The organism is Amycolatopsis panacis, assembly GCF_003600245.1.
GTDB classification, from domain to species: Bacteria; Actinomycetota; Actinomycetes; order Mycobacteriales; family Pseudonocardiaceae; genus Amycolatopsis; species Amycolatopsis sulphurea.
Map to the genome: position 1 here is coordinate 42292 of NZ_QZFV01000074.1, position 21142 is coordinate 63433.

General features: G+C 71.6%; 18 protein-coding genes and 2 pseudogenes. 9 read left to right on the forward strand and 11 right to left on the reverse strand.

The window, feature by feature from the left end; all coding sequences use genetic code 11:
- Positions 1-32: 32 nt before the first annotated feature.
- Positions 33-653 (reverse strand): TetR/AcrR family transcriptional regulator, encoded by a 621-nt coding sequence (locus D5S19_RS12055; protein ID WP_120023441.1) that lies wholly within the window; start codon positions 651-653, stop codon positions 33-35.
- 65 nt (positions 654-718) lie between these two features.
- Between D5S19_RS12055 and D5S19_RS12060 the strand changes: the two genes are divergently transcribed.
- The 3 genes and pseudogenes from D5S19_RS12060 to D5S19_RS34130 all read left to right on the forward strand — a co-directional run.
- On the forward strand, positions 719-955 hold the full coding sequence (locus D5S19_RS12060; RefSeq protein WP_120023471.1) for a hypothetical protein: 237 nt from the start codon (positions 719-721) through the stop codon (positions 953-955).
- The gene (locus D5S19_RS33555) at positions 952-1083 is read left to right on the forward strand and encodes a hypothetical protein (protein ID WP_267901100.1); all 132 of its coding nucleotides are present in this window, start codon (positions 952-954) and stop codon (positions 1081-1083) included. The genes D5S19_RS12060 and D5S19_RS33555 overlap by 4 nt, the downstream gene beginning before the upstream one ends.
- Before the next feature lie 272 nt (positions 1084-1355).
- Positions 1356-1403 (forward strand): annotated as a pseudogene (locus D5S19_RS34130) (hypothetical protein); the annotation flags it as partial.
- 257 nt (positions 1404-1660) lie between these two features.
- Here the strand turns inward: D5S19_RS34130 and D5S19_RS12070 are convergent.
- Together D5S19_RS12070 and D5S19_RS12075 are read right to left on the reverse strand one after the other, a co-directional pair.
- On the reverse strand, positions 1661-1807 hold the full coding sequence (locus D5S19_RS12070) for a helix-turn-helix domain-containing protein (protein WP_120023442.1): 147 nt from the start codon (positions 1805-1807) through the stop codon (positions 1661-1663).
- Between the two features lie 34 nt (positions 1808-1841).
- The gene (locus D5S19_RS12075; protein ID WP_120023443.1) at positions 1842-2735 is read right to left on the reverse strand and encodes a LysR family transcriptional regulator; all 894 of its coding nucleotides are present in this window, start codon (positions 2733-2735) and stop codon (positions 1842-1844) included.
- Between the two features lie 68 nt (positions 2736-2803).
- Here D5S19_RS12075 and D5S19_RS12080 point away from each other — a divergent pair, with 68 nt between their 5' ends.
- The 3 genes from D5S19_RS12080 to D5S19_RS12090 all read left to right on the forward strand — a co-directional run bounded on the left by D5S19_RS12080 (position 2804) and on the right by D5S19_RS12090 (position 5378).
- Complete coding sequence (locus D5S19_RS12080; protein ID WP_120023444.1) at positions 2804-3655, forward strand: EamA family transporter; 852 nt, start codon at positions 2804-2806, stop codon at positions 3653-3655.
- Positions 3656-3731: 76 nt separating this feature from the next.
- Positions 3732-4655, forward strand: a complete 924-nt coding sequence (locus D5S19_RS12085; protein WP_233573848.1) for a hypothetical protein — start codon at positions 3732-3734, stop codon at positions 4653-4655.
- A 348-nt stretch (positions 4656-5003) separates the two neighbouring features.
- Positions 5004-5378, forward strand: a complete 375-nt coding sequence (locus D5S19_RS12090) for a hypothetical protein (protein WP_233573849.1) — start codon at positions 5004-5006, stop codon at positions 5376-5378.
- 133 nt (positions 5379-5511) lie between these two features.
- Here D5S19_RS12090 and D5S19_RS12095 read toward each other — a convergent pair whose 3' ends face one another.
- Complete coding sequence (locus D5S19_RS12095; protein ID WP_120023446.1) at positions 5512-5979, reverse strand: hypothetical protein; 468 nt, start codon at positions 5977-5979, stop codon at positions 5512-5514.
- An 86-nt stretch (positions 5980-6065) separates the two neighbouring features.
- On the opposite strand from D5S19_RS12095, the pseudogene D5S19_RS12100 reads away from it, so the two are divergent.
- A pseudogene (locus D5S19_RS12100) lies at positions 6066-6692 on the forward strand (TetR family transcriptional regulator); the annotation flags it as partial.
- Positions 6693-7879: 1187 nt separating this feature from the next.
- Positions 7880-8245: a DUF488 domain-containing protein gene (locus D5S19_RS12105; protein WP_199730454.1), complete on the forward strand. Its 366-nt coding sequence runs from the start codon at positions 7880-7882 to the stop codon at positions 8243-8245.
- Between the two features lie 111 nt (positions 8246-8356).
- Here D5S19_RS12105 and D5S19_RS12110 read toward each other — a convergent pair whose 3' ends face one another.
- The 4 genes from D5S19_RS12110 to D5S19_RS12125 all read right to left on the reverse strand — a co-directional run bounded on the left by D5S19_RS12110 (position 8357) and on the right by D5S19_RS12125 (position 14951).
- On the reverse strand, positions 8357-9520 hold the full coding sequence (locus D5S19_RS12110) for a glycoside hydrolase family 64 protein (RefSeq protein ID WP_120023447.1): 1164 nt from the start codon (positions 9518-9520) through the stop codon (positions 8357-8359).
- 279 nt (positions 9521-9799) lie between these two features.
- Positions 9800-10318: a lytic polysaccharide monooxygenase auxiliary activity family 9 protein gene (locus tag D5S19_RS12115; RefSeq protein WP_120023448.1), complete on the reverse strand. Its 519-nt coding sequence runs from the start codon at positions 10316-10318 to the stop codon at positions 9800-9802.
- Between the two features lie 404 nt (positions 10319-10722).
- The gene (locus D5S19_RS12120; protein WP_233573850.1) at positions 10723-14544 is read right to left on the reverse strand and encodes an ABC transporter ATP-binding protein; all 3822 of its coding nucleotides are present in this window, start codon (positions 14542-14544) and stop codon (positions 10723-10725) included.
- Positions 14541-14951, reverse strand: a complete 411-nt coding sequence (locus D5S19_RS12125) for a MarR family winged helix-turn-helix transcriptional regulator (protein WP_120023474.1) — start codon at positions 14949-14951, stop codon at positions 14541-14543. Before D5S19_RS12125 ends, D5S19_RS12120 begins: the two co-directional genes overlap by 4 nt.
- A gap of 789 nt (positions 14952-15740) precedes the next feature.
- Between D5S19_RS12125 and D5S19_RS12130 the strand changes: the two genes are divergently transcribed.
- Positions 15741-16604: an alpha/beta fold hydrolase gene (locus D5S19_RS12130; protein ID WP_120023449.1), complete on the forward strand. Its 864-nt coding sequence runs from the start codon at positions 15741-15743 to the stop codon at positions 16602-16604.
- 169 nt (positions 16605-16773) lie between these two features.
- Here the strand turns inward: D5S19_RS12130 and hpnH are convergent, their stop codons facing one another.
- The 3 genes from hpnH to shc are packed head-to-tail and all read right to left on the reverse strand — an operon-like array spanning position 16774 to position 21140.
- Complete coding sequence (gene hpnH, locus D5S19_RS12135; protein ID WP_120023450.1) at positions 16774-17775, reverse strand: adenosyl-hopene transferase HpnH; 1002 nt, start codon at positions 17773-17775, stop codon at positions 16774-16776.
- A 3-nt stretch (positions 17776-17778) separates the two neighbouring features.
- Positions 17779-19236: a 4-hydroxy-3-methylbut-2-enyl diphosphate reductase gene (gene ispH / locus D5S19_RS12140; protein ID WP_120023476.1), complete on the reverse strand. Its 1458-nt coding sequence runs from the start codon at positions 19234-19236 to the stop codon at positions 17779-17781.
- Positions 19236-21140 (reverse strand): squalene--hopene cyclase, encoded by a 1905-nt coding sequence (shc, locus tag D5S19_RS12145; protein WP_120023451.1) that lies wholly within the window; start codon positions 21138-21140, stop codon positions 19236-19238. Before shc ends, ispH begins: the two co-directional genes overlap by 1 nt.
- Positions 21141-21142 lie beyond the last annotated feature (2 nt).

The window sequence follows — 21142 nt, forward strand, 5'->3', positions numbered from 1 at the left end:
GGCCGGTCCGTGCCGATTTTCGCCGGCCCGGCTCAGCCCTCCCGGCTCAGCCCGGTCAGATGTGCACGCAGCACGGCCAGGCACTCCGCCCCCGTGGTCACCTCCGGCTGCAGGATCGCGCGAAAGACGAGCCCGTCCAGCAATGCGGCCAGCCGCGGCGCCTCCACCTCCGGGTCGCCGGGGGCGAACGTGCCGGTGCCGGCCAGTGCGTCAAGGATGCGCCGGGCCAAGGTCACGGTGCCGCGGATGGTTTCCGCGGCCAAGTCGGCCAGACCGGGATCCGCGCGCGCCGCGATCAGGAATTCCACCAGCACCGTCGCTTCGGAGCGGCGCCGTTCGTCGAGCGGGAGCAGTTCGGCGAAGAAGTCCGTCAGCCGGTCGACGATCTCCGCGCGGGACAGACCGGCCATGGGGGGCATGGCTTCCCGGTGGGCGAGCAGCCGGGCCGACACCCGGTCGATGGTGGCCTGCATCGCGAACCGCAGCAGGGCGTGCTGGCTGTCGAAATAGTGCCGCACCGAGCCGATGTTCAGCTCGGCCTCCGTGGCCACGGCGCGCAGCGACACCGCGTTCAGTCCGTCCCGCGCGGCCAGCCGCAGCACCGCGTCCGCGATGTGCGCTCGCCGTTGTTCTCCGTCCACCACCTTGGGCACTGGACTTTTATAGCACACCCGTGATATTCAGGTTTGTATCACAGGTGTGATAGAAAGGGATGGTCATGGAGACGGTGCTGAACGTGCTGCTGATCCGGTTCGGGATCATCGCCGGGGTGGTCGTGGTGCTCGGGTTGGCCGTGTTCGCGGCGGTCGTCGCGCTGCGCCGGCGGGGAAAGGGCGAATGGGTGCGGGCCGGGGCGAAGACCGTCGCCCGTGCGATGGGTGAGCGTGGCGGCGGCCGTGTCGCCCGGGAAGCGGTGCGGTGGCTGGAAGACGACCGCGGGCGGGACGCGCGGTGACCGGGGAGGGCGCGGAGATCCTGCGCCACCTGGTCACCGACCTGCTGCTCAAGGGGCTGATCGTGGTCGCCGCGGTGGCGCTGATGGTGTTCGGCGCGGTGCTGATCCGGCGGAAGTCCGGCCGGTGATCGTCCCTTGTGGACGGTGAGTTTCCGTGCCGCGGCGCCGTTCGTCGGCTTCGCGGGGACGGATGGGCGGAGAGATGATGATCAACAACGAGCCTGTCCGTCCGGAGGAGAACGAAGAGCTACCCGTATGATCCCGAGATCGCCGCCGCGATTCCGCTGATTCCGCAGACCGATCTGACCGATCTGCGTCCGCGGCGGCGCCGGGGTCCCGATGTGCGCCGCGCCCGCCCGCGCGACCGACCTGTCCGGCTTGCCGCCCGTACGTCTCGGTGATGGAGTTCGACCCGCTGCGTGATGAGGGAATCGCTTACGCGCAAGGGCTTCTGGCGGCGGAAGTGTCGGTCGAGCCGCACTTGTTCCCAGGGACGTGCCACGGCTCCGGGTTGCTCACGCATGCGACGGTGAGCCGCCGTGAAAACGCCGAGTCGCGGGCGGTGCCGGCCCGGGTGCTGGGTGTGGAGCTGCCCGCGGGCCGAGTCCGTCGAAGTGGCGTGAACCCTCGTTCGAGTAACCATCCACTGTGGACAGGCGGCCGGTCTGTCCCGCGGACGTCAACGTCGAGCGCCGCAGCCCGGGTTCAGGAAGTCCCCGACAGCAGCGCGAGCCGGGTGCGGAAACGCCCGGCCGGGTCGTCCTGCGTCCAGCCGAGGACGTCCCCGACGTGCGCGAGCCGGGCGGCCACCGAGCTGTGGTGCCGGTGCAGGGCGACCGCGGTCTGCCGCAGGGAACCCGTGCGGCAGCCCCTTCATCCCGTCAGCCTAGCGCTGTCCCCGACCCCGATGAGTCGCATGTGGACGGTCGCTGCCGCGGTAGAGTTCGCCGAGCAGGGCCACTGCGGCGTGGGTGGCCGGATGCGGGTCCTCGCGGCGCCAGACGAGCCGGACCGGGACCTGCGGCGCGTCGCGCACCCGGCGGTAAACGATTCCGTCGCGCCGGTATTGGGGCACAGTCCCGTGCGGGGTCACGCCGACGCACCGCCCGGTCGCGATGGCGGCCAGCCAGTCGTCGATGTCGTGGATGCGCTCGACCTCCGGACGCGCGTCCGCCGGCCACAGATCCGTCGTCGTGGTCCCGGTGCGGGTGTCGATCACCAGCACCCGGGTCGCGATCTCGGCGAGGGTGACACTGCGGCGGCGCGCCCACGGATCGTCCGCCGCCATCGCGCAGTAACGGTCCTCGCGGCCCACCGCGGCGCCGGAATACCGGCCCGGCGGCATCGGGGTGCGGAGCACGGCGAGGTCGCAAAGTCCTTCGGCCAGCCCGCCGGTCGCGCTGTTCGTGCGGATGAGGAGCAGCTCGATGTCCGGGTGCCCGGCCGCCCAGCGGCGCTGGAATTCGGCGGTGTGGCGGCCCATCGCCGACCACGGGTGCCCGATGCGCAGCCGGGTGTGCCCGGTGGTGGCTTCGCGGACCAGATCGTCGGCCTCGTCGAGCAGATGCCGGGCCCGCGCGAGAACCTGGACGCCCGCGGTGGTCGGGGTGAGGCTGCGGCTGGTGCGGTTGAGCAGCCGCACGCCGAGGGCCCGTTCCAGCGACGCCAGCGTGCGGGACACCGCGGCCTGCGAGACACCGAGTTCGATCGCGGCGTCGGTGAACGTGCCCGCGTCCACGATCGCGACGAGGCACCGCAGCTGCCGCAGTTCCAGATCCATGCGTCCAGCGTATCGATGAGTCGGTCAATGCATTTTGCGCATGGATGATCGGGCGGCACGCTCGGCGCATGGCGACTACCGAGACGGCCGGGTCCTCCCGGGTCAGCGGTGCGGCGATGCTGCTCGGCGGCGCGCTGTCCAACCAGGTCGGCGCGGCCACGGCGGCGCTGGCGTTCCCGGTGCTCGGCCCGGCCGGGGTGGTGGCGGTCCGGCAGTGGGTGGCGGCCGTGGTGCTGCTCGCCGCCGGACGGCCGCGGCTGCGGACGTTCACCGCGGCGCAATGGCGGCCGGTGCTCGCGCTGGCGGCGGTGTTCGCCACGATGAACCTCGCGCTGTACTCCGCGATCGACCGGCTCGGCCTCGGACTGGCGATGACGCTGGAGTTTCTCGGCCCGCTGGCCCTGGCGCTGGCCGGCTCGCGGCGCCGGACGGACCTCGCGTGCGCGCTGCTCGCCGCGGCCGCGGTCGGCGTGCTGACCCGGCCGGAGCCGAGCACCGACTACGTCGGGATCGGGCTGGCGCTGCTGGCCGCCGGGTGCTGGGCCGGTTACATCCTGCTCAATCGCACGGTCGGCCGCCGGCTGCCCGGCGTGCAGGGCTCGGCCGCGGCGGCCGGTGCGTCCGGGCTCGTCTATCTGCCGGTGGGGATCTTCGTGTTCCTGCACCATCCGCTCTCCGCCGGGGCGCTCGGCGCGGCGGTGCTCGCCGGGGTGCTGTCGTCGGCGGTGCCGTTCCTGGTGGATCTGCTGGCGCTGCGGCGGGTGCCGCCCCGGTTCTTCGGCGCGTTCATGAGCGTGCAGCCGGTGCTGGCCGCGCTGGTCGGCCTGGTCGTGCTGGGCCAGCGTCCGGACGCGCTGGCCTGGGTCGCGATGGGGGTGATCGTGGCGGTGAACGCGGTGGCCGTGCTCCGGCGGGGCTGAGCCCGGTTGCGGCGTGTCGGCGGATCGGCGCTGTCGCGGCCCCCGTACCGTCGGGGCACCGGAAGGAGGTGTGGCGGTGGTGCGGATCCCGGACCGGGAGTGGCCGGCGACGGTCGTCCCCGGCGACGCGCACGAACGCGCGCAGGCCACCGGCGTGCTCTTCCGCCGTCTGGGCTGGGTGACCGAACGGCTGACCCGCGACGAACGCGACGACGTCGAACGGCAGCTGGAATTCTGGTACGCCAACGGTTATTGCCCGGACGCGCTGCTGATCGCGGTGAGCGTGCTGCCCGGCGGCGAGCGGCAGCGGCCACGGACCGCGGGGGAGCGTCCCGGCGATTTCCTGCGTTCCCGGCTCAACGGCTGGTTCGACGACGGACCCGCCGCGTCGATGAACGAGGTGCGCGAGCCGCCGCGGCCGGGGCAGACTTTCGAGGCGTGGTTCGCCCAGCGTCGCAAACAGGCCCTCGACGAGGGCGGCTACCGGCGCCCGTCCCGGCTGACCGGGGTGGGGGAGCGGGCCCGCGCGCAGGCTCGGGAGATCGCCGCCGGCCGCCGTCCGGATCCCGTGGCCCGGGTCCGCGAGAGCGAGCGCCGTCGAGCCGCGGCGCTGGACAGCCTGCCCGCCACCCCGATCGTCACACCGCCGCCTGCGGCTCCCGCCACGACGCGATCGACGCCCCGGATGGTGGCCTCCTTCGCCGGACGGCAGGCAATCGCCGCGCACTCCCCGGCCGTCCGGCGGATCGTGGTGCGGCTGCGCGAGGAGAGGCGCGGCCCGACACCCGCCGAACTGGCCGTACTGCGCAACGCCGTCCGCGACGCCCACCACCACGCCGGACTGGGCACTCTCGCCGCCGCGAGCGCCGAGGTGTCCGACACCACCGCGGAACTGAGCCCGGAAGCCGGCCGGATCCACGCCCTGCTCGCCCACGCCACCGACGACCGCCTCCCGGTGGACGCGACGGTCCGTCTCCTGCTGGCCGATCCGGCGCCGTGAGCTTGGCCTGAAGGCTGTGAAGGGACCCTTCACAGCCGCAGAGTCCAGGGTGTCGGCAAAGTCGGTGTGGAGGTCCGTGAAGGGACCCTTCACGGACTCTGAGTCTGTGAAGGGTCCCTTCACGGACCCGAAACCGGTCCGGCGCAGGCCACGAGGTGGTCGCACACACCTCCGCATCGCCCACTGCCGGGCCCCCGACCAACTTTGCCGGGGCCCTGGCCGCAGAGTCCGTGAAGGGTCCCTTCACAGCATGGGGCGCGGCGCGAGGGGTTGCCGTCGATCATCCGATGCGGTGAGCCCCGGCGTGTCGGACTCCCCGCCGCACGCGGTCCTCCCAGACTCACCTCGGTGACGAACACCGCCCTGGACGACGCTGGCCGCTGCCTGCTCTCGGTGGCGTGGAACATCCGCACCGGTGGCCCCAGGTCCGACCCGTACGCCGATGCGATCCGCACCCGGCTGCGCACCCTGTGCCGAACCCTGGGCCACGCGACCTGCCGCCACGCGGAGACCGGCGCCCCCGGCGATCACGTACCCGCGCTGCGGCTGGCCGACCTGGCCTACGAGATCGACATCCTGCTCATGCTTCTCGGCACTTCCCTGGTGCCGTCCCCGCGGCGCGACCACCGCCGCAGGCAGGAGATCGACGCCCTGCTCACCGGCCTGGACACGCTGGCGGCCGAGGCGGCCGCGGCTCTGGAAGAGGTCTGCGTCCCCGGCTGAGCCGCCCTGCTTTCGGTTGGTATGACGGGGAAACCCGCGCCTCGTGACTGCGCGCAAAGCCGGGAGTGCGCCCGCCCGACGAGCATTTTCCCTGATCGGCTGTGATGGCCGCCCCAGGGCGAACCGCCGGAGGTCAGTGGCGGCGGCGGACTCCGGCCAGGACCGCGCTGACGCTGGGCAGCCAGCGGTGCCGCGGATCCGGGGCGGTCAGCCATTCCGGACCCGCGCCCGGCGTGCGCTGACCGGCGGGCAGCGGGAGGAGCGCGCCACAGTCGAGGACGGTGACGTCGGCGGGGAGGGAGCCGCGCAGGAGCAGTTGCCCGTCGGTTTCGGCGAGGATGGACAGGCGCGGGCCGTGCGGGGTCGGCACGACCACGGACGGGCCCTCGCAACCCAGCGCCAGCAGATGCGCGAGCACCGGGCCGGCGGTCAGCTTCGGCAGGGTGACGGCGCAGAGCCCGCCTTCCAGCGCGAGGAACAGCTTCGATTCCTGGCGGCGGATCGTCCAGCCGAACAGCCCGCCGTAGTACGCGGCCGCAGGTTCGGCTCCGGTGGCCGGGCCGGTTCCGGCGCCGGGCCGCAGCTGCTGATCGAGAGTCATCGTCGACGCCTTCCGCTGTCCGAGGGGTGCCACCCATGCTAGTGGCACTCAGTGCCACTAGCAAGTCTGCTGCTACCGTCCTGGTCATGACGGACACGCCGCGCACCCGCGTCGGGGCGACGCCCGCCGGGCGACGGCAGCTGCGGCGGGCGCTGGCATCGGCCGCGGTGGACCTGTTCGCCGCCAACGGGTACGAAGCGACCACGATCGACGACATCGCCGCCGCCGCCGGGGTCGGGCGGCGCACGTTCTTCCGGTATTTCGACAGCAAGGACGACGTTCTCTTCGCCAACCACGACGAGATCGTGGCCGAGATGGAACAGGTCTTCGCGGGCGCCGACCCGGACCGGGACCCGGTGGACGTGGCGTGCGCGGCGGTCTCGCTGGTGCTCGACTCGTACGCCGCCGAACTCGACGTGTCGCTCAAGCGTTTCACGCTCACCCGCACGGTTCCTTCCTTGCGCGACAAGGAAGTCGCGACCGTCGACCGGTACCAGCGGGTGCTGGCCCGCTACCTCGCCGACCGCTTCGCCGCCGCCGGCGACGAGACCGCCAGCCTGCGCGCGGCCGTCGCGGCGGCCGCGATCGCCGCCGCCAACAACCACGTCCTGCGACGCTGGCTGCGCAGCGGCGGCCAGGACGACATCGCGGCCAGCGCGCACCAGGCATTCGCCTTGGTGGCAGCCGCTTTCCGCCCGCCGGACCCGGCCGCCGCTCCCGATGCCGGGTGGTCCGCCGGTGCTGCCAGGGGCGGCGAGACGATCGGTGCTGGTGGAGCGCCTACGCCTGGTGAGGCTGGGCGCGGCACCATGCCTGCGTCTGGTGCGGCGTCTGGTTCGGGGGGTCCGTCCGGCTCGATCGGTTCGGGCGAAGTGCCTGGGCCGGGTGGCGCGGCCGGTTCCGGCGGGGTTGCCGCGTCCGGCGTGGCGGTTGGGCCAGGTAGTGCGGCTGAGCCTGATGGGGTGGCTGGGCCTGATGGGGTGGCTGGGTCCGGTGGCGCGATCCGTTCCGGCGACGCAGCGGCTTCCGGTGTGGCCGAGGGCTCCGAGGCCGGGGCGGCCTCCCGCCGCACGATCGCCTCGGGCGGTGCGGCCGGCGTTGGCGGCGTGGTGGGTTACGGTGAGGCGGGGGTCCCCGGCGAGGCGATTCGTGCTGGTGGCGTGGTGGGTTCCGGTGAGGCAGGGGCTCCTGGTGAGGCGGCCGGTGCTGGTGGCGCGGAACCGGGCTCCGGTGAGGCAAAGGCCGCTGGTGAGGCGACCGGGGTCGGCGGCTTGGTGGGCTCCGGTGAGGCAGTGGCCGCTGATGAGGTGGCCGGGGTTGGTGGCGCGGTGGGCACCGGTGCGGTAGTGGCCGCTGGTGAGGCGATCGGTGCTGGTGGCGCGGCGGATTCCGCCGGGGTGGCTCCTTCCGGCAAGGCGTCCGGTGCCACCAGGCGCGGAGCGGCTTCCGGCGAATCCGGCGGCATCGGCGGTGCGGCAGGCGCCGTGATCGACCCCGGTGAGGTGGCCGTGTCCGGTAAGGCGGTCGCTGGTCGTGGGGCAACGGCGTCCGGCAGCCCGGTTGCCGGGATCAACGCTCCTGCCAGCGGTGACGTCCTTGCCTTCGACGAGCGCACCGTTTCCGGGAGCGCTGCTTCAGAGGGCACCGTTTCCGAGCGCACTGCCCCCGGGAGTGCGGCGGCGGAGAGCGACGCTCCTGAGGTGACCGGTATCGAAACCGCGCTGGCCATGGCGGGTGACGAGCCGGGCACCGTGGTGGCGGTGCTGCGCACCACGACCCCGTTGCACGAGGTGGTCACGCGGATCGGTGCCGCGCTGCGGGAGGCGGAGCGCGGGCGTCGCCGGCAGTAAGTGCACTCAGTGCCATTCGTGGCCCGGGGGGCGGGCGGCACAATGGCGGTGTGGGCTCTCCCGACGTGCAGGTGGCCAGGGTGTATGACGCGGCGACCTCGGAGGACGGTGTGCGGGTCCTCGTGGACCGGTTGTGGCCGCGTGGGCTGGCCAAGAGCGCGGCCGCGCTGGACGACTGGTGCCGGGGCGTCGCGCCGTCCACGGAACTGCGTCGCTGGTACGGCCACGATCCGGAGCGGTTCGCCGAATTCGCCCGTCGTTACCGGGCTGAACTGTCGGAACCCGTTGCGGCGGAGGCCGTTGCCGCGCTCCGCGCCCGTGCCGCCCATGGGCGGCTGACCTTGCTGACCGCGACCAAGGACCCCGCGTACAGCCAGGCCGCGGTCTTGGCCGAAGTCCTCCGCGGCGAGGACTGACCAGGCACCACGCTGCGAGGTTGACGGGCCGGCGATCATGGCGCGACCGGCGTGGTGGACGAGGCGACTCGCCCACCACGTGGCCGGAATGCGCGAAGGTGAGTTTTGCTTTCAGCGCAAGGCGTTCACGGTGATGGTCAGCGTGTCCGGGTCGCCGGCCTGAACTGCGCCGCTGAAGTCCTGGCCGGGCGTGACGTCGTCGTACGGGAAGGCGTAACCGCGGTTGTCCGGCAGCTTGCTGTGCACGATCCGGGCGTAGTGATTGGTCTTGTCGCCCTGATAGAACTTCGCCGGGTCCTCGCCGGTCGGCTGGTCCGGATTGTCCAGCAAGGTGGTGCGGTTCAGTGCGGCGGCCAGCCTCGGCACGATCGCCTTGCGGGCCTCGCTGGGGTTACCCGCGAGTGAGAACGGGCCGCTGTCGCAGCTCCACACGTCCGCGGTGGCGGGCTTGCCGAAGCTTTCGCCGTTGTTGAAGGTCAGTTTCCCGCCGGAGACCTGGCCGGTGAACGTGCCGAGATCGGGACGCTGGGTGTCGACGGTGAGCTTGGTGCCACCGTATTTCTCCCACACCTGGTCGATGTAGCCGTCGAGGTAGCCGGCGAACTGGTGGGCGCGGTGATGGGCGGACAGCGCTCGCAGCGCCTTTCCGTTGTCGTCCTCCACCAGATTGGCCCAGGAGCCGCCCTGTTTCCTCAGTTCGTCGCAGATCCCGTCCAGTGAACGGGCCGGGAGTCCCTTGACGGTCTGCTCGCCGGATCCCGTGGTGGTGAGGTGCAGGCCGATCGGAATGGCCACGAAGTCCACGTAGCTGATGTTCGCGAAGAGCTGCTCGTCGTTGAAGGTGAACTCGGCGAATGCCCAATTTCGCCGATAGTTCGGGTCGTCGGCGCTGAGGAAGTTCGGGTGCACCATTTCCGGACCCGGATTGACGAAGAAGTCGAGCTTCTCGTCGAGTGCCAGGTAGATCCGGGCGCCGATCATCTTGGGCACACTCACCTGGGACAGCGATTTCAGCGGGATCGCGCAGTCCACCCCGAGCGGTGCCTGCGCGCCCGGCGACGGCGGGTAATACGCGGTGCCGTCGGCCTTGAGCACGATCAGCCGGTGGTCCGGCGTGGTTCCGGTGATGTAGGCGTAGGTCTGCCCGGCGCCGGATTGATCGTCGAACGCGATCTTGACCGTATCCGGGGTGGCCGCGGCGGCCGGATTCGTTCCCCACCAAGGGATGGTCGCCGCCGCCGCGGAAGCGCCGAGGAAAGTTCGCCGGGATATCAAGGAAAGTCGCCTCCTGATCGCACCGTTGCTCGCTGACGGGCACGCTAATCATCTTGTTGGCAAATGGTCAACAGCTCACCGGGAGGGTGCCCGGGGCGCCACCGGAAACCGGGCGCACGGGCAAGGGTCTGGCCCAGTGGTCCGGTGCTCTTTCCGTGTTCGGCGGGCGCAGTTCGGACCGGATTCCGTTGGACTGCTTGGCTTACGACTTTCGTCGCTGCGCCGGGGAGGTGCGCCCGGGGCGCCGCCACGCCGCCGGGCGCACCTCGGTTCGGGGGATCAGCCGACCTGCAGATCGATGCAGGAGTAGAAGGCGTTCGCCGTGTCCGCGACGTTCCAGACCGCCAGTACCGTCTGGTGACCGGTGTGCCCGCTCAGATCCACTTGGTGCGTAATGGTTTCCGGTGGCTTCTGGCCGCCACCGTCGAAGCCGGCGATCTTCTGGCCGCCGATGAAGTATTCGTAGTCGGTGGTCGAGTGCCGGGCGGTGAAGGTCCAGGTGAAACTGGCCGTGGTGCCGGTGGGGGTGGCCCGCCAGCTCTTGCTGTCGTCGTTCAGTTCGGCGAACTCGGCCTTTCCGCCGTTGCATTCGTGCAGCCCCTTGGGGCCTTCGACACTCTGCGGTTCGTATTTGATCGCCCCGCATTCGACGATCCCCTGCGCGCATTCCGCCTGCCTGCTGGGCGGTGAGTTCACGTACCCGTGTGCGCTGGCAACGCCCGCCGGTCCGGCCAGCACCAGCACCGGCGCGATCGCCGCGCCGCTCAGTGCGGCGATGAGTTTCCGGTTCGCTTTCATGGCAGCTCCTTCGGGGAGTGCTCGCCTTCCCGTTCCGGGCATGGCGAAACCCGCGGATCACACTGCCTGTGACCCGATGGGGGCGAGCGAAGGATGGAGTTATGGTCTAGACCATAAAAGGAGAGGGGCAGGGAGGTCAATAGATGGCAAAGAGTGACCGACGATGGTCAGTGATCAACATAGGGCGGGCTGGGCTTCGGGCCGGTGAGGAGGGACCGGCCGGGCCGTTCTGCCCGACCGCCGCAGATCTTGGTCACCACACTGGGAGAAGCGCAGCGGTCGAGGGCCTCGTCCACGGAATGGTGATCATGGCCGGTGCCAGCTGAAGTCTCGCAGGCCACCGTTCGATCACAAGAACACACCCACCGCGAAGCACCCGCGACACCCGAGCCCCCGCAGGCCGCTCAAGCGGCAGTCGGCCCCTCCCCGCTCAGGGAGGTGAACGCCGCCCACATCGCGGCATACCGGCCCGGCCGGTCCAGCAGGTCCGCGTGGCTGCCGGATTCGGCGACGCGGCCGTGCTCCAGGACCACGATCCGGTCCGCGGTGCGGGCGGTGTGCAGGCGGTGTGCGATGACGATCGTCGTACGGCCGGAGGACACCGTGCGCATGGCGTTCGACACGCGGGCTTCGGCGGCGAGGTCGAGGTTCGACGTGGCCTCGTCCAGCAGCAGGATCGCCGGGTCGACGAGCTGCGCGCGGGCGAGTGCCAGCAGTTGGCGTTGCCCGGCGGACAGCGAACGGCCGCGTTCGGCGATCTCGTGCAGGTAGCCGCCGGGCAGCGATGCCACGAACTCGTGTGCGCCGACGGCGCGCGCGGCGGCCTCCACCTCGGCGTCGGTCGCCTCGGCGCGGCCGTAGGCGATGTTGTCGCGGACGGTGCCGGTGAACAGGAATGCCTCCTGCGGCACGTAGCCGAGCAGCCGCCGGTAACCGGCGAGGTCCAGGTCGCGCAGATCGTGGCCGTCCACGAGGACATGGCCGGTGTCCGGATCGTAGAACCGGGCCAGCAGCTTCAGCACGGTCGACTTGCCCGCGCCGGTTTCCCCGACCAGCGCGACGGTTTCGCCGGGTACGATGGTCAAGTCGATACCCCGCAACGCTTCCGGGGGTTTCGCGGTGGCCTCGGCGCCGGGGATCATCCGCGGGTCGGCCGGGCCGCGCCGCCGGGTCGTCGTGGTGGGGGCGGTGGGGTAGCTGAAACGTACGCCGTGTAAGGAGATCGCCCCGCGTACGCGGCGGGGAGTGACGGCGCCGGGTGCGACCGGGGTGAGGGTCTCCAGCCGCATCAGTTCGGCGATGCGCTCGACCGAGACCCGGGTCTGCAGCCACGAGTCGAACACCTGCGACAGCTGCTGGACGGGGGAGAAGAACAAGTCAATGTACAGGACGAAGGCGATCAGCGCACCGGCGCTCAGCGAGCCGGAGTGGACCATCCCGGCCCCCACCCCGAGCACAATCGCGTCCGCGCCGGCGGAGAGGAACTGCACGAACGGGAAGTACGTGGCGGCGAGCCGTTGCGCGGAGAAGCGGGCGTCCAGGTAGTCGCGGCCCAGCCCGCGGAACCGGCGGATGGTCGCGGCCTCGTGCGTGAACGCCTGAGATTCCCGTACTCCGGCAAGGCTTTCCTGGAAATCGGCGTTCACCACGGCGACCCGGTCGCGGGCCACGTCGTACAGCCGTGTCGCGCGGCGCCGGAACGCCACGGTGGCGATCGCCAGCGGTACGACCACGGTGAGCGTGCACAAGCCCAGCACCGGATTCACCACCACCAGGGTGACCCCCACTCCGGCGAAAGTGACCACGGCGACGAGCGCGGACAGCAGTCCGTTCTGGATCAGGGCTTCGAACTGGTCCACGTCGGTGGTCATCCGGGTCATGATCCGGCCGGTCAGCTCGCGTTCGTAGTAGTCGAGCGAAAGCCGTTGCAGCTGCGCCCAGATCCGCACGCGCAGCGAGAGCATCACCCGCTGGGTGGTCCGGCCGGTCACGAACGTCTCGGCGATCCCGTCCAGCAGTGCGGCCAGGATGATCACAAGGAACAACCCGGCCGCGCCGAACAGCACGGCCTGCGAGGCCCGCAGGACCCCGTCGTCGATCCCGCTCTTGACCAGCACCGGGCCGATCACCGAGGCGGCTGCGTCGAGCACCACCAGCAGCAGCCCGAGCGCGAGCGGGCGGCGGAACTCCCGCAGCAGGGTGACGAGGGAGAATCCGCGCTGCTGCCGGGATTCCGCGGACAGGTCCAGTGTGGCGGAGTCGCGGACCGGCGGGAGCCGATCCACCCGGGCGAGCAGCTCGGGGGTCGGCGGCAGCGCGGCACGCCAGCTGCGACCGGCCGAGCCCGCCAGGCCTGCCCCGATCCCCGCAGTGCTCGGCCGGGTGGTGTGCAGCCGGTGCTCGTGTTGCCGTTCGGCCTCGCGCCAGGCGGATTCGGTGGTGCCGCCCGCCCATTCCGACAGGGCTTCGATCCGGTCGCCGACCTGCTCGGCCTCCGCGTCGTCGAGACCGGTCAGCAGGGCGCGGTAGCGGGCGCTGCGGGCGAACAGTTCCTCGTGGCTGCCCTGGTCGGCGACCACGCCGCCGTCCAGCATGACCACCCGGTCGGCCAGGTGCAGGGTCGAGCGCCGGTGCGCGACCAGCAGCGTCGTCCGTCCGGAAAGGACGGTGCGGAGGGATTCGTTGATCGCCTCTTCGGTGGTGGCGTCGACCGCGCTGGTCGCGTCGTCGAGCACGAGGATGCGAGGGTCGGCGAGCACGGCGCGGGCCAGCGCGATGCGCTGCCGCTGGCCGCCGGACAGCGACAGCCCGCGCTCGCCCACCACCGTGTCATACCCTTGCGGCAGCTCGGAAACGAAGCCGTCGGCCGCCGCGATCCTGGCTGCGGCGAGAATCTCGTCCTCGCCGGCGTCCGGGCGGGCGTAGGCGATGTTCGCGCGGATCGTGTCGGAGAACAGGAAACTCTCCTCGAACACCACGCCGACCTGCGACCGCAGCGAGGACAGCCGCACCGATCGCAGATCGTGCCCGTCCACCAGCACCGCGCCCGAGTCGGGATCATGGAAGCGGGACACGAGCATGGTCGCGGTGGTCTTGCCGCTGCCGCTCGCCCCGACCAGCGCCACCCGCTCGCCCGCCGCGAGGTGCAGATCGAAGCCGCGGAGCACGGGCGCGTCCGCCGAATGTCCGAAGTGGACGTCCCGGAAGGTCAGCTCGCCCCGGGCCGGCGGCAGGTCCTGGGCGTCCGGAGCGTCGGTGATCGCCGGTTCGAGGTCCAGCAGCTGGAAGATCCGCTCTACCCCGGCGCGGGCCTGCTGCCCGATCGCGAGCACTCCGGCCAGCTGCCGGGCGGGCGCCATCAGCTGCGCGACGTAGGTGGAGAACGCCAGGAAAGTGCCGAGGCTGAGCCCGTGGTGCAGAGCCAGCCAGCCGCCGAGCACCAGCACGGCGACCTGCCCCAGCGACGGGATCGCTTGCAGCAGCGGCTGATACCGCGACTGGAGCCGGACGGCGCGCAGGTTCGTGCCGTAGACCTCCCCGGCGGTCTTCGCGACGCGCGTCAGCTCCCGCTGTTCCTGGCCGAATGCCTTCACCACGCGGACGCCGTTGAGGTCCTCGTCGACGATCTGCACCAGATCGCCCTCGCGCTGCTGCGCGGCCCAGGTGGCGGGGAAGATCCGGCGGCGCATCCGGTAGGACAGCGCGAGCAGGGCCGGGACCACGATCAGGCTCACCAGCGCGAGCAACGGAGAGAGGACCAGCATCACCGTGAGCGAGAGCAGGACCAGCAGGATGTTGCCGCTCACCGTCGGCAGGAGGGTGAGCAGCCCTTGCACGATCCCGGAATCGGCCGTCGCCCGGGCCACCACCTGGCCGGTGGGCATCCGGTCGAGCGCCGCGAAGTCCAGCCGCTGCAGGTGCGCGTGCATGTCGTTGCGAAGGTCGTACTGCACGGACAGGGCGACCCGGCCGCCGCGGTACCGCCGCTGGTAGGTGAACACGAACGCGGCGGCGGCCACCACGAGCAGCGCGGTCAGCCACGGCCACAGGGACTGGTCGCCGCGCAGCACCACGTTGTCGACGATCTCCCGCTCCAGCAACGGGACCACGGTCTGGCAGGCCGCGCCGAGCACTGCCGCGCCTAGCGCCAGCGCCACCTCCCGGCGGTGCCGCAGGACGTAGTCGGCCAGCCGCCGCAGCCAGCCCGGACCGTCCGCAGTGCTCACCGGGATGCCAGGTGTTCGGCCACGAGTTCGTCGATGGCCGGCCCGAGCCAGCCGAGCACCCGCAGCACCTGCTCCGGGTCGGGGGTGCGGCCGGCCAGCGCGCCGACCCTGGCGACCATCTCGGCCTCGGTCTCGGCGAGCAGCCGTTCCCCCAGCGGGGTCAGGGAAAGCGCGGTGGCCCGCTGATCGCCGTCGACGTCGCTGCGCACGACCAGCCCGCGCTTGGTCAGCGCGTCCACGGCGGCGCTGATCGCCGGACGCCCGAGTGCGAGCCGCTGCGCGACGCGGGACGCCCGGGCATCGCCGCCCGCGATGGCCGACAGCACGCGGTAGTGCGCCAGGTTGAGTTCGGCGGTCGAGCGCTCCAGCACGCGGGAGACGCGGGCCAGGGTGCGGACGGCGAGCACGGCTGCGGGGTCCGATGCGGATCCGGCGGTGGGGGCGGTTCCCGCGGAGGAGGTGGTGGCACCGGGGGTTGTTCCCGTGGTGGGGGTTGTGGTGGTGGTTCCGGTGGTGGGGGTTGCGGAGCCGGATTTGGCGGTTCCGACAGCGGGAGTGGGATCGGTTCCGGCGGCGGCGGTTCCGGGTACGGAGACGCTTCCGGGGGTGGGGGTGCCGGGTGTTGCGGAGGTGGGTTCGGTGGCGGTTCCGACAGCGGGATCGGTTCCGGTGGCGGCGGCTCCGGGCGTGGAGAGGTTTCCGGCGGTGGTGGGTTCGGGCACGTCCCGACTGTAGCGCCATTTTGTTCGACCGTCGAACCATCTGCTGCCGCGGTCCCCTATGGCCGGTTGGTCCGTTCGCCCGTCGGCGACCGGCACCGTCCGGCGGCAAGGCTGTGAAGGGCACCTTCACAGCCTTTGAGTCCAGGGTGTCGGCAAAGTTGGTCGGGGACCCGGCGGTGGGCGATGCGGAGGTGTGTGCGACCACCTCGTAGCGTGCGCCGGACCGGTTTTGGGTCTGTGAAGGGACCCTTCACGGACTCAGAGTCCGTGAAGGGTCCCTTCACGGACCTCTACACCGACTTTGCCGGAACCCTGGCCTCAGCGTCCGTGAAGGGTCCCTTCACAGCCTTCTCGTCGGCCTGGCCCGCACCACGGCGTGGGCCGGGGTGTGCCTGCCGGGGTGAACCGCGTCCGGGGGCGGAACCGCACGGTCGGTTGAACCGTCCACAGTGTCCGGTCCGCTACCGTGGGGTGATGGCGGAGCGCAGGACGGTCCGGATCTCGGTCGACGGCGGTACGTTGGCGGTGGAACTCGGCGCGGGCGGTCGTCCGGCGGTGCTGGCCGTGCATGGGGTGGCGAGCAACTGCCGGCTGTGGAACTGGCTCGCGCTGGAGACGCCCGGCGTCTCACTGGTGACCCCGGATCTGCGCGGCCGGGCGGGCAGCTATCCGGTCGGCGGGCCGTCCTCGATCCGGCAGCACGCCGAGGATCTGGTGCGGGTGCTCGACGCGCTGGAGCTGAGCCGGGTGCCGGTCTGCGGGATGTCGATGGGCGGCTTCGTGGCGGTGGAACTGGCCGTCCGCCGCCCGGACCGGGTGCAGGCGCTGGTGCTGGTGGACGGCGGGTTCCCGGTCGCCGTCGCGCCGGGGCTGACGCCGGGGGAGGTGCCCGCCGCGTTCGCGGCGCAGCTGGCCAGGGTGTCGCGGCGGTGGGATGGGATCGAGCAGTATCTTGCCCATTTCACTGCGGCGAACCCGTTGCTGGACGCCCGTGATCCGCTGCTGCGCGACCACCTCGAACACGACCTCGCCGACGGCCGGGTGCTGCTGGACCGCGAGGCTGTCCTTTCCGACGCGACCGATGTGCTGTTCGGCGAGCACCGGTGGCGTGAGCTGACCGTGCCGATCGAATTCGTCTACGCCGAATGGGGTTCTGGCCCGGGCACGCCGCCCGCGTACTCGGCGTCGGCGCTGGCGGAATTCCGGGCCGTGCTGCCCACCCTCGGCCGGCCGCGGCGGATCTCGGGCGCCGACCACGCGGCCACGGTGATGACCCGGGCGGGCGCGGCCGTGGTCGGGGCGGCGCTGCACGACGTGATGATGCGTTGCCCGGGGTGAGGTGCGGTTCGGGAGTGCGCGAGCCGGGGACACGGCTCGGGAGGGCGGGTTGTCCGGGTGAGGTGCGGTTCGGGAGTGCGCCACTCGGGGACACGGCTCGGGATGGCGGGCTGCCAGGGTGACCGCAGCGCACCCAGGCACCCCGGGAGCCCCGGCCACCCCAGCGCCGTCAGTGGCCCACAGCAGCGCGCACGGATTCCTTCAGTGAGCCGAGGGTGGCGATCACCGCCGTGGGTTCGTACCCGCAGTGGGCCATGCAGTTCGCGCACCGGGGGTCCTTGCCGCGGCCGAAGGCGTTCCAGTCGGTGGTTTCCAGCAGTTCCTGGTACGTCTCGGTGTAGCCGTCGTCGAGCAGGTAGCACGGGCGTTGCCAGCCGAGCAGCGAGTAGGACGGGATGCCCCACGGCGTGCACTCCAGATCCCGCTTGCCCTCCAGGAAATCGAGGAACACCGGCGAGTGGTTGAGCCGCCAGCGCTTGCGGTTGCCGCCGCCGAAGGCCTTGGCGAACAGTTCGCGGGTCTGCCGCACGCCCAGCCAGTGGTCTTGGTCGGGCGCCTTCTCATACGCGTAGCCCGGCGAGATCTGCATGTTGTCCACGCCGAGGTCGTTAAGATGGTCCAGCACGTCGATCACGTCCTGTGGGGTGTCCCCGGTGAAGAACGTGGTGTTGGTCATGACCCGGAAACCCTTGGCCTTGGCCAGTTTGATCGCCTCGACCGCGGCCTGGAAGCCACCGGGCTTGCGCACCGAGGCGTCGTGGCGCTCCTGGAGCCCGTCGATGTGCACCATCCAGGCGAAATTGCGGTGCGGGGTGAACTTGTCGATGTGCTTGGGCAGCAGCAACGCGTTGGTGCACAGGAAGACGATCTTCCTCCGGGCCAGCAGCTGCCGGGTGATCTCGTCGATCTGCGGGTGCATCAGCGGCTCCCCGCCGGCGATGGAGACCATCGGCGCGCCGCTCTCCTCGATCGCGCCGACCGCCTGCGCCACCGGCATCCGCTGCTTGAGCAGAGTGTGCGGCTGGGCGATCTTGCCGCAGCCGCCGCATTTGAGGTTGCACGCGAAGAGCGGTTCCAGCTCGACCAGCAGCGGGAACTTCTCCTTGCGCCGCAGCTTCTGCAGCATCAGGTAGCCGCCCAGCCGGACGGACTGGCGCAACGGCATGGCCATGATTCAGCGCACCTCCCGAGGTAGGGTGAAGGTCGTTTCCTCTTCGGTCAGCCGTCGTTCGGTGACGGTGACCGGTCCGAGCGCGCCCAGCGCCGCGACCACCTCGTCCACGAGGTGCGGCGGAGCGGAGGCGCCCGCGGTGAGGCCGATCCGGCCTGCACCGGACAGCCGGTGCAGATCCAGGTCCGCGCAGTCGTCCACCAGGACGGCGGGCGTACCCGCGCGTTCGGCGACCTCCACGAGCCGGAGTGAGTTGGACGAGGTGGTGGAGCCGACCACCAGCACCAGATCCACCTCGCGGGCGATCGCCCGCAGCGCGGCCTGGCGGTTGGTGGTGGCGTAACAGATGTCGTCCTTGCGCGGCGCGGCCAGTCCGGGGAACCGTGCGCGCAGCACGGACGCGATTTCCTCGGCCTCGTCGAGCGCCAGCGTGGTCTGCATGGTGTAGGCGACCCGGCTCGCGTCCGGGGCGGTGACCCGGCGCGCGGCTGCCACGTCGTCGATCACCACGACATGGCCGGGCGCTTCGCCGACGGTGCCCTGCACCTCTTCGTGCTCGGCGTGCCCGATCAGGAAGACCGTGTCGCCGCGCTCGTGATAGCGGCGGACTTCGTTGTGCACCTTGGTGACCAGGGGACAGGTCGCGTCGATCACCGACAGCCCGCGCCCGGCGGCCTCGCGCCGGACGGCGGGGGAGACGCCGTGCGCGGCGAACACCAGCGTGGCACCCTCGGGCACTTCGCCGACCTCGTCCACGAACACCGCGCCGCGCTCTTGCAGGCGGCGGACCACGTGGGTGTTGTGCACGATCTGGCGTCGCACGTAGACGGGCGCGCCGAACCGATCGAGCGCGCGTTCCACGATGTCGATCGCGCGCTCCACCCCGGCGCAGAACGAACGCGGAGCGGCCAGCAGGATGTCGCGGGACCGCACAGCCCGCTGCCACGCGGTGAAAACCGGTGCGGCGGCCCGAAGACTGCGCAACCCGGCCAGGCCGTTCGAGACGGTGGAGGGGCGCAGCAGCGGCGCGCCCGCAGTGTCCACAATGGCTCGTACGGCGGCGAAGGGTGCATCGGGCGCGGCCAGCCATGGCGACTCCATGTCGACCGCCAGCGCCCCGGTTTCCGCCAGTTCGGCCCGTTCCCGCTCGGGCACGACGTGGTCGCTGCCCACGATGGGTCCAGTGTGGACAGTGAGGCCGCGGCGGCGCAGTTCGCCCGCGAGCAAGGGGGCGGACGGAACCGGGACAGTCCCCTGTGGACCGCGCACTTCGGTCGCGACCACCAGGTCGCCGGGCCGTACGTGCGGGGCGAGGCCGCCGCCGAGCCCGGCGACGAGGCGGGGACCGGCGGGCAGCCGGGCCGCGGTGGCCGCGGCCCGCCGCGGACCGAGTCCGGTGTGGACAGCGCCGCGTAACGCCAGCTGCTCGATCCGCAGCGGCGCGCAGACCACCGCCGGGATCACGAGCCGCCCCGCACGTATCGGCCCAGCGCGGACAGCGGGAACACCACGCGATACAGGTGGTAGGACAGGTAGAAGTCGCCGGGAAAGCCGGTGCCGGTGTGCTTGTCCTCGTCCCAGCCGCCGTCCGGGCGCTGGCGTTCGCACAGCCACGCCACGCCCCGGGTGACCGCTTCGGATTCGCGTTCCCCGGCCGCGAGCAGCGCCAGCAAGGCCCACGCCGTCTGCGACGGGGTGGAATCGCCCCGCCCGGCCCAGGCCGGATCCCGGTAGGAACGCAGGTCCTCGCCCCAGCCGCCGTCGGCGTTCTGGTGCTCGGACAGCCACCGCACCGCGCGCCGGATCCGCGGGTCCCCGGCCGGGATGCCCGCGTCCACCAGCGCGGGGACCACCGCACCGGTGCCGTACACGTAGTTCGTGCCCCAGCGGCCGAACCACGAGCCGTCCGGCTCCTGGTGATCCAGCATCCACTGGACCCCGCGGCGGCATTCCGGCGTGTCGGCCTTTCCTTCCGCGGCAAGCATTTCCACCACGTGTGCGGTGACGTCCGCGGATGGCGGGTCGATCACCGCGCCGAAATCGCAGAACGGCAGTTTCGTGGCGAGCACCTGGGTGTTGTCCACGTCGAAGGCGCCCCAGCCGCCGTCGCGCGACTGCATGCCCTCCAGCCACCGCACGCTGCGGTCCACCGCCGCCCGGATCCGCAAGTGGTCGGGCTTGCCCATCCGGCGCAGCGCGAGTACGACCTCGGCGGTGTCGTCGGTGTCGGGGTAGCCGTCGTTGGCGAACTCGAAGGCGAACCCGCCGGGGGCCAGCCTCGGGCGACGCACCGACCAGTCGCCGGTCACCCGGATCTCTTCGCCCAGCACCCAGTCCGTCGCCCGGACGAGCATTTCGTCGCCGGGGGAGACGCCCGCGTCCAGCAGCGCCGTCATCGCCAGCGCGGTGTCCCACACCGGCGACTGGCAGGCTTCCAGCCGGCGTACCCAGCCCTGTTCGGTCTCCTCCCGGATGGTGAACCCGTCGAGCCCCTCGATGCCGGCCTTGAGCACGGGATGATCGAGCGGGTAGCCGAGCAGGTGCAGCGCCAGGATCGAGTAGACCCACGGCGGCTGGATGCCGCCCCAGGACCCGTCGGCCTCCTGCCGCGCCAGGATCCACTCCGCGGCCTGCTTCAGCGCGACCTTCCGGACCGGGTTGACCGGCAGCTTCGCGTAGACGTGCAGCGCCGTGTCGAGATTCTGGAACAGCCCGTCCCAGGTCCACGGCGTACGGGTCTTCGCGGGATGCTCACCGATCCGCAGCTCGGCCACGTCGAAGGGCAGGTCGCGGACCGGGCGCAGGGTGCCGACCACGGTCAGCGGCACGATCGTCTGCCGTGCCCAGCAGGCGAAATCGTAGACGTTGAGCGGGAACCAGGACGGCAGGAAGATCAGCTCCGGGGGCATGTTCGGCAGCTCGTCCCAGGACCACTGGCCGAACAGCGCGAGCCAGATCCGGGTGAACACCCGGGTGCCCTCCAGCCCGCCGTGCCCGCGGATGTACTCCGCCGCCGTGGCCAGCCACGGCGCGTCCGCCGGGTCGCCGGCCAGCCGCAGCGCCACCCACGCCTCGACCGTGGTGGACAGGTCGGCCGGCCCGCCGGGGAAGTTCGCCCAGGTGCCGTCCGCCCGCTGCTGCGAGCGGATCCACCGGGCCGACTCCTGCGCCACCCGCGGAGTCAGGATGCCGAGGAACTGCCGCAGCAGCAGGTCTTCGGCGTCCATCGTGACGTTCGTCGCCAGCTCGCCCTTCCACCAGCCCGCCGGATGCTGCTCCCGGCGCAGGAAGCCGATCGCGGCGGTCAGCGCCGATTCGGGAGCCGGCTGCGCAACGACGGCCGGTTCGGGCACGGTCTGGGTCATCG

Excerpts from the sequence above, each read along its gene's own strand:
- D5S19_RS12095 (WP_120023446.1), bottom strand. The coding sequence starts at position 5,979 with ATGACTCTCGATCAGCAGCTGCGGCCCGGCGCCGGAACCGGCCCGGCC.
- D5S19_RS12115 (WP_120023448.1), bottom strand. The coding sequence starts at position 10,318 with ATGAAAGCGAACCGGAAACTCATCGCCGCACTGAGCGGCGCGGCGATC.
- D5S19_RS12130 (WP_120023449.1), top strand. The coding sequence starts at position 15,741 with ATGGCGGAGCGCAGGACGGTCCGGATCTCGGTCGACGGCGGTACGTTG.
- D5S19_RS12075 (WP_120023443.1), bottom strand. The coding sequence starts at position 2,735 with ATGGATCTGGAACTGCGGCAGCTGCGGTGCCTCGTCGCGATCGTGGAC.
- D5S19_RS12060 (WP_120023471.1), top strand. The coding sequence starts at position 719 with ATGGAGACGGTGCTGAACGTGCTGCTGATCCGGTTCGGGATCATCGCC.
- hpnH (WP_120023450.1), bottom strand. The coding sequence starts at position 17,775 with ATGGCCATGCCGTTGCGCCAGTCCGTCCGGCTGGGCGGCTACCTGATG.
- shc (WP_120023451.1), bottom strand. The coding sequence starts at position 21,140 with ATGACCCAGACCGTGCCCGAACCGGCCGTCGTTGCGCAGCCGGCTCCC.
- D5S19_RS12080 (WP_120023444.1), top strand. The coding sequence starts at position 2,804 with ATGGCGACTACCGAGACGGCCGGGTCCTCCCGGGTCAGCGGTGCGGCG.